9 protein-coding genes are annotated in these 13,308 nt (G+C 70.2%); 5 read left to right on the forward strand and 4 right to left on the reverse strand.

Going from position 1 to position 13,308, the window contains the following annotated elements; all coding sequences use genetic code 11:
- Positions 1-262: 262 nt before the first annotated feature.
- Both E1281_RS12685 and E1281_RS40195 read right to left on the reverse strand, forming a co-directional pair.
- Positions 263-2,797 (reverse strand): transglycosylase domain-containing protein, encoded by a 2,535-nt coding sequence (locus E1281_RS12685; RefSeq protein ID WP_131877647.1) that lies wholly within the window; start codon positions 2,795-2,797, stop codon positions 263-265.
- 1,297 nt (positions 2,798-4,094) lie between these two features.
- Positions 4,095-4,496, reverse strand: a complete 402-nt coding sequence (locus E1281_RS40195; protein WP_165958893.1) for a DUF5318 family protein — start codon at positions 4,494-4,496, stop codon at positions 4,095-4,097.
- 51 nt (positions 4,497-4,547) lie between these two features.
- Here E1281_RS40195 and E1281_RS12690 point away from each other — a divergent pair, with 51 nt between their 5' ends.
- From E1281_RS12690 to E1281_RS12705, 4 genes are all read left to right on the forward strand, one after another.
- The gene (locus E1281_RS12690) at positions 4,548-5,225 is read left to right on the forward strand and encodes a PadR family transcriptional regulator (protein WP_131877649.1); all 678 of its coding nucleotides are present in this window, start codon (positions 4,548-4,550) and stop codon (positions 5,223-5,225) included.
- A gap of 63 nt (positions 5,226-5,288) precedes the next feature.
- Positions 5,289-6,368, forward strand: coding sequence for an inositol-3-phosphate synthase (locus tag E1281_RS12695; protein ID WP_131877651.1), 1,080 nt, complete (start codon positions 5,289-5,291; stop codon positions 6,366-6,368).
- Between the two features lie 202 nt (positions 6,369-6,570).
- On the forward strand, positions 6,571-8,346 hold the full coding sequence (locus E1281_RS12700) for an ABC transporter substrate-binding protein (RefSeq protein ID WP_243716902.1): 1,776 nt from the start codon (positions 6,571-6,573) through the stop codon (positions 8,344-8,346).
- A 19-nt stretch (positions 8,347-8,365) separates the two neighbouring features.
- On the forward strand, positions 8,366-9,676 hold the full coding sequence (locus tag E1281_RS12705; RefSeq protein WP_131877653.1) for an MFS transporter: 1,311 nt from the start codon (positions 8,366-8,368) through the stop codon (positions 9,674-9,676).
- Positions 9,677-9,683: 7 nt separating this feature from the next.
- Here the strand turns inward: E1281_RS12705 and E1281_RS12710 are convergent, their stop codons facing one another.
- Positions 9,684-10,973 (reverse strand): adenosylmethionine--8-amino-7-oxononanoate transaminase, encoded by a 1,290-nt coding sequence (locus E1281_RS12710; protein WP_131877655.1) that lies wholly within the window; start codon positions 10,971-10,973, stop codon positions 9,684-9,686.
- A 20-nt stretch (positions 10,974-10,993) separates the two neighbouring features.
- Positions 10,994-12,478 (reverse strand): CCA tRNA nucleotidyltransferase, encoded by a 1,485-nt coding sequence (locus tag E1281_RS12715; protein WP_131877657.1) that lies wholly within the window; start codon positions 12,476-12,478, stop codon positions 10,994-10,996.
- 360 nt (positions 12,479-12,838) lie between these two features.
- Here E1281_RS12715 and E1281_RS12720 point away from each other — a divergent pair.
- Positions 12,839-13,308, forward strand: a 470-nt coding sequence (locus E1281_RS12720) for a YbaK/EbsC family protein (RefSeq protein ID WP_131877659.1), incomplete at its 3' end; no start/stop codon positions are given.

Raw genomic sequence — 13,308 nt, forward strand, 5'->3', positions numbered from 1 at the left:
CTCCCCTCCGGCCGGGGCCATCTCCGTGTTCCGGTCCGTATCGGCTTCGGTTACTCACGCGACCTCATCAACTGGGGTACGGCTGTGCGTCGTCAGAGAGTACTGCGCACCCGGTGGCGCGGGGGCCGATGGGACAAGGCTTTCCGCTTCCCGGCCGTCCGGACGCGTTCGATCATGCCCGCTGGCGTGCGGTGATCGGCGAACATGCTTCATGTCACACCACCGCCTCCACTGGGGGGTTCGGGCAGGGGGGCCGCCGGGTTCATTCCGGTGGCCTCGACAGTGGCAACAGCGGCACGAGACCCGCCGCTCCGGGCCGGCTGTTGGGCTCCGCTCCACGGCCCCCTCTCCTGCCGCGGCAAGCCGGGTCGCCCTGGTGAAGCTGGCACCACCACCGCGGCGGCGGGTTGCTCGGTGGCTTGTTCGGGTCGCAGTCGCCGTTCTGGAACGGGGACTGGCACGCCGGTTTGTCGCCGTCGTCGCCGTCGTCACCGTCGTCGCCGTCGCCCTGGCAGCGCGGGTCGAAGCGGCCGATCGGCTCGTCGCACCACGGTGGCCTGTCGTCCTCCTCCTTCTTCGGAGGCTTCGCCCACTTCTGCACGATCCCGCCCCATGCCGGCGGCGGGAACTGCTGCACCTCCATGCCCTGCATGGCGTTCGTCATGTAGGACTTCCAGATGCGGGCGGGGATCGTTCCGCCCTCCACGGTGCCGATCCCGGGCAGGACCACGGACTTCTTCTTGCCGTCCGGCCCGGTGTCGTCGTTGTAGAGCGTCACCGCAGTGGAGATCTGCGGGGTGTACCCGACGAACCACGTCGCGACGTTCCGGTCGGTGGTACCGGTCTTCCCGGCGGCCGGACGGCCCGGCAGCGCCGCCGCCGTCGCGGTCCCGCCCTTGACGACCTGCTGCATCGCGTAGGTGGCGTCCGCGGCGACCTTCGCGTCGAAGACCCGGCGCTTCTCGTACTTCGGATTCAACCGGACCGACTTGTTGTCGGACTCCCTGACCTGCCGGATCACATGCGGCTGGTGGTAGACGCCGCCGTTGGCGAACACCGCGTAGCCCGCCGCCTGCTCGATCGGCCTGATGTTGTTGACGCCGAGCGCGAGGTTCAGGCAGCAGCTGTGCGGTTCCAGCAGGTCGCCCGCGATCCCGGCGTCGGTCTCGGTCTTGATCACCTCTTCGATGCCGACCTTGCCCATCAGCTGGATGAACGCGGTGTTCACCGAGTCCTTGGTCGCCGTGACCATGTCGACCGGGGTGCCCACGTCATGGGTGTTGGGGACCAGGACGGCATTCGGGTCGTCCTTCGACACCACGCTGCCGTCCGGCCCGATCGGCGTCTTCGACTTCCCCTCAAGGGTGCTCTTCAGGCTGTAGTTCTGCTTCAGCGCCGTCGCCAGCACGTACGGCTTCATCGCCGAGCCGCCCTGGGCCGAGCCCTGCCACACGTTGTTGAAGGACTGGTCGAGGTAGTCGGGACCGCCGTAGAAGGCCACGACCTCGCCGTTCGCGCTGTTCACCGACACGACCCCGACGCGGATCTTCTTCTTCGCGAGCTTCTTCGGGTTCACCTGCGGGACGGTCTTCTCGGCCGCCCTCTTGGCCATCGCCATCCGCTTGCGGTTGAACGTGGTGTAGACGCGCAGGCCCTTGGTCGTCAGTTCCTTCTCGTCGATCCCCAGGCGGCGGAGCTCCTCCTGGGCGCGCATCAGCATGTAACCGCGCTGGCCGCCGTACAGCTGGTCGCTGGTACCGGCCCTCCTGATCTTGGGCAGGCCCTGCTGGATGTACTTGTTGGCCTCGGCCTCGCTGAGCTTGCCCATCGAGACCATGCCCTTGAGCGTGTACTCGTACCTGCCGGTCGCCCACTTCTCGTTCGCCTTGACGGCCGGGTCCCGGTTCGGGTTCTGGATGATGCCGCCGAGGATGGCAGCCTCGCCGTGGTCGAGCTTCCAGACGTCCTTCCCGAAGTACTCGCGGGAGGCGGCCTGAATGCCGTACGTGTTGCGGCCCAGGTAGATCGTGTTCAGGTACAGCTTGAGGATCTCGTTCTTGCTGTGCTTGTCCTCCAGCTTCATCGCGATGAACAGCTCCTTGAACTTCCGGCTCATCGTCCGGTTGTTCGGGTCGGAGTAGTAGTTCTTCGCCAGCTGCTGCGTGACCGTGGACCCGCCGCCCGACCCGCCGGTCAGGTTGTCCCACACCGCCCGCGTGGTGCCCTTCACCGAGAAGCCGGGGTCGCTGTAGAAGCTGCGGTTCTCCGCCGCCAGCACCGCGTTCTGGACGTGCGGCGGAACCTTCTCCAGCTCGACGCTCTGCCGCTTCTTGCCGACCCGGCCGATCTCCTTGCCGTCGGTGTAGTAGAAGATCGACGCCTGGTCCTCGACGCCCGCCACCGTCGGCTCCTCGGGCGTCGGCGTGTTCGCGTAGGCGACCCAGATCAGCGTGATGAACGCCGCGAGCCCCAGCCCGGACACGCCGGCCACGACCTTCCAGGACGGAAAGAACCGCCGCCAGCCCGTGTCCCGCGACCGCAGATGATCGACGAAGCTCGTCTTCTTCGGCGGCCCAGGCCGCCCCGGCTCGCCGGGACCACCCGGCCCGGAAGGAGTGGCCGCACGAACGCCCCCGCCGCGGAACTTCCCGGTGACCTTCGACCCGAGCCCCTGCCCGGCCTTCCCGATCCCGCCGAGCTTGTCCTTGTCCTCCGGACTCGCACCGGCCGCACCGACTCCGAACGCCGCGGGCGCACCGCCTGCACCGGGCGCCCCACCAGAAGGCACCCCGCCCATCCCGTGTCCTCCGGGCACGCCCTGCTGAGGCCCAGCCATACCCCCGGGACCTCCGGGACTACCCGGTGCACCGAACCCACCGGCCGCGCCACCGCCACCGGGACCTCCCGGTCCACCAGGCCCCACGGCTCCGGGCCCACCGGCCATACCGCCACCGGGACCTGCCGGGCCGGCGCCACCGAACCCACCGCCGCCGGGGCCTCCCGGGCCGCCGGACGGCGCGAAGCCACCCGGCTCACGCAGTCCGCCCCGGCCGTCGGCACCGCCCATACCGGCGCCGCCGGGGCCGCCGGGCGCACCGCCTGCACCCGGCATGCCCATGTCGTTCACCATGTTGGAGCCACCGGACGACCCGAAGCCGCCGGAGGATCCGAAGCCGCCGCCCTCCGAGGGAATGGCGGGTCCAGGCGCGGTCGGCGGCGCACCCGGGTCGCTCAGGGGATCGGAGGGGCCAGGCCCGCCCGAGCCGCCGAACCCGCCCGGCGAACGTGAGCCGCCGATATCGCCCGGGGCGCTCGAACGTCCAGCCATGCCGGGGCCGTTCAGAGGGTCGTTCAGTGGATCGGAGAAACCGGGCCCACTCGGCGAGCCGGACCCGCCGCGCCCCATGGCCGAGCCGCTCAGGCCGGAGGGGTCGCTCGGCGCGCTTCCGGGCATGCCGGACTCCCCGTAAGAAGGAGTCGCGCCAGGCACGCCGCTGGCGCCTGGGCCTCCGCTCAATCCAGAACCGCTCGGACCGCTGTGCGCGGGCGCCCCGCCCAGGCCCGCTGGGTCGCTGTATCCGCTCGGCGTGCTCGGACCGCCCAGGGGCGAGCCGCCGGGGTTGGGGGCCGTCGTGGAGGGGCCGGCATCGTTGCCGGGACCGCTCAGGGTGCCGGGGGCTCCCGGGGCTCCGGGGACGGAGTGGCCGCCCATGAAGCCGGGGCTCTGGAAGTCGTCCGGCGGTCCGGACGGTGCTCCCTGCGCGCCGAAGTCGTACGGCGCGCCCGGGCCGGGCTCGCCCTGGGCGCCCGGACGGCCGGGGTCGCCGGGACGGGGGACCTGCTGCCCGCCCGGCCTCTGCGACCCGGGTTCCGGTCGGGGCTGGCTTGGATTACTCACGCGACCTCATCAACAGGGGACAGCTGGACGTCGCCGGGGCCGGGGGATCGCTCCCCAGCGGTGGCCACGACTCGTGCGCCGTCCGAAGAGTACTGTGCGGGCTGGTGAGCGGGGGGAGCATGTGCACGGCGAAGCATGTCCTGGCTGGTCAACGCCCCCGCCGAAGGTAACGGCCGGCGGATCCTCCTTCACTGCTCTACCGTTCGGGGCCCTGCGCCCCGTGGCCGAGTACGCACGACATCGCCAGGTGGTTCCATGCGCAACTTTGACATACTTCCACCACATACACCCTGAATTCTCCGTATTCGCACCCCATCCCGGCCGGTTCGGCGGCGGCCTCGACGCGTCCCGCGTAGCGGCCCGGCTCATCCCCATATACGTACGTGACGTGGGTGAGGGGTTCATGCCGGCAGGCCGTGCAGGGCTTCCCGGCCGGCGCCGCCCGCCTCGCCGTGGTCGACCACCGGGCCTCGGTCTCACGGTCGGCTCTGGCCGCGCATACCAGCAGACTAAGCGCGGTCCCCGGACGCCGGAACAGGTCCCCACTTGCCAGGAGGAGGCGGGCTACGTATCGTGTCGATGTATCGAGCCGATACATTGGCGCGATACATCGAGCCGAGACATCGGCTCTGCCTGAGGAGGGACCGGGATGGCGGCCAGGAAGGGCGCGGGCGTGCTGGAGCTCGCCGTGCTCGGACTGCTGCACGAGGCCCCGATGCACGGTTACGAACTGCGCAAGCGGCTCAACGCTCTGCTCGGCATGTTCCGCGCGTTCTCCTACGGCTCCCTCTATCCGTGCCTCAAGCAGCTCCTGGCCAACGGGCTGATCATGGAGGACCGGCCGGAGGAACCGAACGCGGCACTGGCCCTGCAGAGCCGCCGGTCGAAGATCGTCTACAAGCTCACCGCCGATGGCAAGGAGCGCCTCCAGGAACTGCTGACCGAGGCCGGTCCGGCGTCGTGGGAGGACGAGGGGTTCGGCGTGCACTTCGCCTTCTTCTCGCACACCCGCGCCGACGTCCGGCTGCGGATCCTCGAAGGCCGGCGCAGCCGGCTGGAGGAGCGCCTGGAGAGCTTCCGCGCGGCCCTGGCGCGCACTCGCGAACGGGTCGACTCCTACACCCTGGAGCTGCAGAACCACGGGTTGGAGTCGGTCGAACGCGAGGTCAGGTGGCTCAACGAGCTCATCGGGCGGGAGCGGGCCGAGCAGGAGCAGCAGGCCAGGAACGAACGGCAGGCCGGGCAGGAGCCGCAGGCCGGCCGAGAACGGCAAGACAGGACTTCAGAAACCACCGCACAGGACATGCCTCGGGAGAACGACCGCTGATCGGCGGCACCGGGGTCGGGTGAAGAAACACCACATGTTCCGAAAGAGAGAAGGAGCAACCGGATGGGTTCGGTGCGCGTAGCCATCGTGGGTGTGGGCAACTGCGCCTCTTCGCTCGTCCAGGGTGTCGAGTTCTATAAGGACGCGGCGCCCGAGACGCGAGTCCCCGGCCTGATGCACGTCCAGTTCGGCGACTACCACGTGGGCGACGTCGAGTTCGTGGCGGCGTTCGACGTGGACGCCAAGAAGGTCGGGATGGACCTTTCCGAGGCCATCCACGCCAGCGAGAACAACACGATCAAGTTCGCCGACGTCCCGCCGACCGGTGTGACCGTCCAGCGCGGCCCCACCCACGACGGCCTCGGCGAGTACTACCTGGACCTGGTCGACGAGTCGGACGAGCAGCCGGTCGACGTCGTGCAGGCGATGAAGGACGCCAAGGTGGACGTCCTCGTGTCCTACCTGCCGGTGGGCTCGGAGGAGGCCGACCGCTACTACGCCCAGTGCGCGGTGGACGCCAAGGTCGCGTTCGTCAACGCGCTGCCGGTGTTCATCGCCAGCGACCCGGAGTGGGCCCAGAAGTTCACCGACGCGGGCGTCCCGATCGTCGGCGACGACATCAAGTCCCAGGTAGGCGCGACCATCACGCACCGCGTGATGGCCCGGCTGTTCGAGGACCGCGGCGTTGAGCTGCTGCGCACCTACCAGCTCAACTTCGGCGGCAACATGGACTTCATGAACATGCTGGAGCGCAAGCGCCTCCAGTCCAAGAAGATCTCCAAGACGCAGTCGGTGACCTCGCAGATCCCGCACGAGATGGCGAAGGCCGACGTGCACATCGGGCCGTCCGACCACGTGCCGTGGCTGGACGACCGCAAGTGGGCCTACGTCCGGCTGGAGGGCAGGTCGTTCGGCGACACGCCCCTCAACCTGGAGTACAAGCTGGAGGTCTGGGACTCCCCGAACTCCGCCGGCGTGATCATCGACGCCGTCCGCGCCGCGAAGATCGCCAAGGACCGCGGCATCGGCGGCCCGATCCTGTCGGCCAGCTCCTACTTCATGAAGTCGCCGCCCGAGCAGTACAACGACGACCAGGCGCACGACGCCGTCGAGGCCTTCATCCGCGGCGACATCGAGCGCTGAGCCCGCCGGCCGCCCGGTGAGCGGGCGCTGAGAGGCTGATCACAAAGTTCTCAACGGACGCCCTGGCAGTGGACATGTCCCTGTCAGGGCGTCCTTACTTCTGTAGGAAAACGGTGATGTACCGCCCTACGGTCACGCTGCGGCCCTACTGTGACACCGCCGGTGACTGCGCGCCAAGTGGCGAGTCTTCGAGGTGAGAACGATGGCACGCGAGATGTTCAAGGTGACGGCGGGGCTGACGGGGCTCGTGCTGGGGCTCACGGGATGCACCGGGGGAGGTGACGACGCCTCCGCGGCGGGCGAGCCCCGCGACGGCGGCACGCTGCGGATCGTCGGCTCGTCCGATGTCGAGCACCTCGACCCCACGTCCGTGGCCAGCGTCGGCGCGTACGGGCTCGCCCGCACGTTCGCGCGGACCCTGTTCGGGACGCGGGCGTCCAACGACTTCCAGGAGACGATCTCCGTGCGGCCCGACATGGCCGCGCGGATCCCGAGCCGCGAGAACGGCGACATCGGCAAGGACCGCCGGACGTACACGGTGCGGCTGCGCAAGGGCGTCCAGTGGAGCACGAGCCCGCCGCGCCCGGTGACGGCGCACGACTTCGTCCGCGGGTTCGAGCGGCTGTGCAACCCGGCTTCGCCGTCCGCGGGCAAGGGATACTTCATCTCCACGCTCAAGGGCATGGAGGAGTTCTGCAAGGGCTTCGGCGACGTGGACGCCAAGGACGCCGGGGCCATGTCCGCCTACCAGCGCGAGCACGAGGTCGAGGGCGTCCGGGCGAAGGACGACCACACGCTCGTCTTCAAGCTCAGGGAGCCCGCGAGCGACTTCCTCAACCTGCTCACGCTGCCGTACACGGCCGCCGCGCCGGAGGAGTACGACCGGTACGTCCCGGACTCGGCGGAGCACCGGCAGAACACGATCTCGAACGGCCCGTACCGGATCAGCAACTACGAGCCCGGCATGTCCTATCTACTTACCCATAACCCCACATGGCGGCAGGACACCGATCCGCTCCGCGAACGCCATGTGGAGAAGATCGAGATCACCCTCGGGCAGGACTCGCCGGAGACCGTCCAGCAGCAGATCGAGCAGGGCGTCGCCGATCTGGCCTGGGACCAGCCCGTCCCGACGTCCGCGATCCCCCGGCTGCGGGACGACGACAGGTTCGCGATCAGGGAGACCCCGAGCAGCAGCCCGTACCTGGTGTTCAACACGCTCAGCCCGAGCAACGGCGGTGCGCTCGGCAAGCGCGAGGTCCGGCAGGCGCTGCAGTACGCCGTGGACCGCAGCGCCCTGATCAAGATCGTGGGCGGCCCGTCGGTGGCCAAGCCGCTGCACACGGTGATCCCGCCCGGCAACTCCGGCTACGCGCCCTCGAACCGCTACCCGACGCCCAATGAGTCAGGCAATCCCGCCAAATGCCGTGAACTGCTCGAAAAGGCCGGCCACCCCGGCCTCACGCTGAAGTTCCCGTACCGCACCAACAGCGTCCACAAGCTCATCGCCCAGTCCCTCGCCGAGAACCTCGACGCCTGCGGCGTGAAGACCGAACTCAGCGCGGACTCCGGCGGCGCCTTCTACGCGGGGACGATCTCCACGCCCGCGAACGCCCGCGCCGGCGAGTGGGACATCGCCGCCCCCGGCTGGACGCCCGACTGGTACGGCAACAACGGCCGCTCGATCATCCAGCCGCTCTTCGACGGCCGCACCTACGGGCAGAACTCCACCAACTACGGCGGCTACGACAACCCCGAGGTCAACGCCCTCATCGACGCCGCCCTCACCGCACCCGAACCGTCCCACGCCGGCGGCTACTGGCAGCAGGCCGACAAGAAGATCATGGAAGACGCGGCGATCGTCCCGCTCCTCAACCGCTCCCACACGATCTTCCACTCCACCCGCGTCCACAGCGCCTTCTTCCTCCCCACCACGGCGGGCTACGACTACACCCGGTTGTGGCTCACCGACGATTAACAGCACATATGGTGATCTCGTGCGGGCCGGTGAGTTGCGGGAGATCCTGGGTGGACGTGACTTTCGGCGGCTCTACGCGACGCGGCTCGCCTCGCAGCTGACCGACGGGGTCTTCCAGGTGGCGCTGGCCGGGTACGTGTTCTTCTCCCCTGAGCGGCAGACGACGGCGGGCAAGGCCGCGGCCGCGTTCGCGGTGACGCTGCTGCCGTACTCCGCGCTCGGGCCGTTCGCCGGGGTGTTCATCGACCGGTGGCGGCGGCGGCAGATCCTGGTGTGGACGCCGGTGCTCCGGGCCGTGCTGGTCATGCTGGTCGCAGGGCTGGTCGCGGCCGGGCAGGACGGGGCGGTCTTCTTCCTCGGCGTGCTGGTCGTGCTGGGCGTGAACCGGTTCTTCCTCGCGTCCCTGTCGGCGGCGCTCCCGCATGTGGTGAGGCGCGACCAGCTGGTCACGGCGAACGCGTTCTCGGTCACGTCCGGGACGGTCATCGCGTTCATCGGCGGCGGCGTCGGCTACCTGCTGCGGCTGCTGTTCGGCTCCGAGGACCACGGGACGGCGCTGATCCTCGTCGCGGCGGCGGCGCTGTTCCTGCTGGCGGGCTCGATCGCGACGACGCTGCCGAAGCGGCTGCTGGGGCCGCACCCGTCCGAGGACGCCGAGTCCGGGCTCGCCCGGCCGGAGGCCCCGCGCATGCTGGAGGCGCTCCGCGGCGTCCTGGACGGCCTGGTCGACGGCGGACGGCACATCGCGCGGCGCCCGCAGGCGGCGCTGGCGCTCGCCGCGATCTCCTTCCACCGGTTCCTGTACGGCGTCGTCCTGATCATGACGCTGCTGCTGTGCCGGAACCACTTCGCGGACGACCCCGACAAGGGGCTGGAGACGTTCGCGCTGATGCTCGGCGTGTCCGGTGCGGGCTTCTTCGCCGCCGCGCTGATCACGCCCGCGGTGGTGCGGCGGATCAGCAAGGAGGCGTGGGTGGCGTGGCTGTTCGGCACGGCGGCCGTGAGCCTCCTGGTGCTGGGGATGCCGTTCGCCGAGGCCCCCTGGGCGGTGGGCGCGTTCATGCTGGGCGTCGTGTCGCAGGGCGTGAAGCTGTGCGTCGACACGGTGCTGCAGGAGACGATCGACGACGCCTACCGGGGCCGGGTGTTCGCCGTCTACGACATGCTGTTCAACGCGGTGTTCGCGGCGGCCGCGGTGGTGGCCGCGACATGGCTGCCGTGGGACGGGCGCGCCGGCCTCACGCTCCTCGTGGTGATCGCCGCATACGCCGTGGGCGCGCTGGCCTACCGGTCGGCCGCCGCCCGCCGGCCCGCCCACGCCGTCCCGTGAGCCGCGCTCAGAGGGATTCGGCGATGGCGTGCATCGCGGCGGCGATGTGCAAAACCTCGTCGTCGGTGCAGACGTACGGCGGCATCGTGTAGACCAGCGTGCCGAACGGGCGCAGCCAGACGCCGTGCGCCATGGCGATCTCCTGGGCGGACGCCACGTCCACCGGTTCCCGTGCCTCGACCACCCCGATGGCGCCGAGGACGCGGACGTCGGCGACGCCGGGGAGGTCCGCCTCCCCGTCGAGCTCGCTGGTGAGGATCGCCTCGATGGTGTCGACCTCCTCCCGCCAGTCGCGGGACAGCAGCAGGTCGATGGACGCGGAGGCGACGGCGGCTGCCAGCGGGTTGGCCATGTAGGTGGGGCCGTGCATGAGCGCGCCCGCCTCACCCGACGTGATGCCCTCGGCGACGCGGTCGGTGCACATGGTGGCGGCCATGGTCATGTAGCCGCCGGTGAGGGCCTTGCCGAGGCACATGATGTCGGGGGTGATCTCGGCGTGGTCGCAGCCCCACAGCTCACCCGTCCGGCCGAACCCGGTCGCGATCTCGTCCAGGACGAGGAGGACGCCGTGCTCGTCGGCGATGTCGCGCAGGGCGCGCAGGTATTCGGGGGCGTAGAAGCGCATGCCGCCCGCGCCCTGGACGACCGGCTCCACGATGATCCCGGCGAGTTCGCCCGCGTGGCGGGCGGCCAGCCCGGACACCTCGTCCAGGTACGCCTGGTCGGGTTCGGCCGAGTAGCCGAGCGGGGGCGGCGGAGCGAACACGTGCTCGGCGAGAACGTCGCTGAACAGGTGGTGCATGCCGTTCACCGGGTCGCAGACGGCCATGTCCCCGAACGTGTCGCCGTGGTAGCCGCCGCGGACGGTGAGCAGCCGGTGCCGTTCGGGACGGCCCCGCGACCGCCAGTACTGGAGCGCCATCTTGATCGCGACCTCGACCGCGACCGACCCGGAGTCGGCGAAGAACACCTTCGTCAGCGGCTCCGGCGTGATCTCGACGAGCCGCTCGGCGAGCCGGACCGCGGGCGGATGGGTCAGCCCACCGAACATCACGTGCGCCATCTTGCCGAGCTGCCCGGTGACGGCCGCGTTGAGCTTCGGGTGGTTGTAGCCGTGCACGGCCGCCCACCACGACGACATCCCGTCGATCAGCTCCGTCCCGTCCGCCAGCGTCAGCCGGACACCGTCCGCCGACACGACCGGCAGGACGGGCGCCGGCGCGGGCATCGGCGCGTAGGGATGCCAGATGTGCTCCCGGTCGAACTCCAGCATCCGCTCGGTCTCCCGCGGGCTCATCCGCCCGAGCTGAAGCGGAATCATTCCCCGCGCCCCTCCGCCGGCTCCTCGGAGCCGGGCGGGAGGATGCCTTGTCCGGTGGCCCAGTGGCGGAGTTCCTCCGCGGCGGCGGCCTTGCCGATGATGCCGCGGTCGAGGCGGAGGTCGAGCAGGAACCGGTACGCCTTGCCGACGAGCGGCCCGGGAGTGATGCCGAGGATCTGCTGGATCTCGTTCCCGTCGATCTCCGGGCGCATCGCGGCCAGCTCCTCCTCCTGCGCCAGCCGCTCGATGCGCGCCTCCAGGTCGTCATAGGTGCGGCGCAGGCGGTCGGCCTTGCGCCTGTTGCGCGTGGTGCAGTCGGCACGGGTCAGCTTGTGCAGGCGGGTGAGCAGCGGCCCGGCGTCGCGGACGTACCGACGGACGGCCGAGTCGGTCCACTCGCCGGTGCCGTACCCGTGGAAGCGCAGGTGCAGCTCGACCAGCCGGGACACGTCCGAGACGACGTCCTTGGGGTAGCGCAGCGCGGTCAGCCGCTTGCGGGTCATCTTCGCGCCGACGACCTCGTGGTGGTGGAACGACACCCGTCCGCCCTCCTCGAACCGGCGCGTGCGCGGCTTGCCGATGTCGTGCAGGAGAGCGGCCAGCCGCAGAACGAGATCGGGCCCCTCCTTCTCTTGGGCGATGGCCTGCTCCAGGACGATCAGCGAGTGCTCGTAGACGTCCTTGTGCCGGTGGTGCTCGTCGATCTCCAGCCGGAGCTTCGGCAGCTCCGGCAGGACGTGCGCGGCGAGGCCGGTGTCCACGAGCAGCGCCAGCCCCTGCCGCGGGTACTGCCCGCAGACGAGCTTGGACAGCTCGTCCCGGACACGCTCGGCCGAGACGATCTCGATGCGGCCGGCCATGTCCGTCATCGCGCGGACGACGTCGGGCGCGACCGTGAAGCCGAGCTGCGAGGTGAACCGGGCCGCGCGCATCATCCGCAGCGGGTCGTCGCCGAACGAGTCCTCGGGCTTGCCGGGCGTCCGCAGCACCCTGTCCCGCAGATCGGCCAGCCCGCCGAACGGGTCGACGAACTCGTGCCCGGGAAGCCGCGCCGCCATCGCGTTCACCGCGAAGTCGCGGCGCCGCAGGTCCTCCACCAGGGACGTCCCGTACGCCACCTCGGGCTTGCGCGACTTCGGGTCGTAGGACTCGCTGCGGTATGTGGTGATCTCCAGCTCGACCCCGTCCTTGCGGAGGCCGACGGTGCCGAACTCGATGCCGATGGTCCAGTGCGCGTCCGCCCAGCCGCGGATGATCTCCAGGGTGCGCTCGGGCGGCGCGTCGGTGGTGAGGTCGACGTCCTTGGTGGGACGGCGCAGCAGCGCGTCCCGGACGGGCCCGCCGACCAGCGCCAGCTCGTGACCGGCAGCCGCGAACCGGGCGCCGAGATCGTCGGCGACGGGCGCGATCCGGCGCAGCAGCTCGGCGATGGCGGTGCGCCGCGCGGGCTCGGGGGTCACATTCTGGTTGGGCACGGCCATCGAGCGTATTTCCTTGGTTGACGGGCTGACAAAGGACTTAACCGATGATCGGCGGGGCGTCCGGAGCAGGACGGGACCCTTCACATGCCGAGATCCCCGGGTTACGTTCTGGACACTCCGATGTCGCCAGCGCGACCGCCGGTGAGCCTTCCGCACGACAACGGTAGCGGGACACGGACGGGCCACGTCCGCCGCGTGTGCGGCTGAGGCGCATCGTGAGGGTTTTACGCGACGGACGACGAGGGTTAAACCGGACGTCTCGGGTATGTGGGGATATCCCGCGCAGAGTGCGATGCAGGGGGACACAGCGATACCAGTCACCGGGGGTGAGCGGGGCGATCCCCGCGGGATGGAGCCGATATGAAGGACGCTCTGACCATCCACCGCGCGCTGCTGGAATGGGAGGCCGTGCACGAGATCGTACGGCTGCCCATCGCGCTCGGCCACGCCGACGAACTGCCGAAGGCGCTCGGCCTGCCCGCGGACAGGTGCCTGGTGACGCGCGTCTACACCTGCGAGGGCGCCTACGGGGGACGGCGCTTCCTGACCGGAGTGATCGTCCCGGCCGGCGAGCGCCCACCCATGGAGGCGGTGCGGCTCACCCTGGGCGCCAGGAACGTCCGCCCTGCCTCTGCCGACGTCGTCAACGCCGTCACCGAGTACGCGGCGGGCCTGGTCTGCCCCCTGCTCCTCCCGGAGACGATGCCCGTGTTCATCGACCAGCGAGTCATGGACACCCTCCCCGCCGACGACGTCATCTACACGGCGACCGGCGAAGCCTCCACCGCCCTGGGAATCCGGGGCCGCACCCTCTTCGCCCTCTCCCACGC

The sequence above is a fragment of the Actinomadura sp. KC345 genome, from assembly GCF_004348515.1.
Classification (GTDB): Bacteria; Actinomycetota; Actinomycetes; order Streptosporangiales; family Streptosporangiaceae; genus Spirillospora.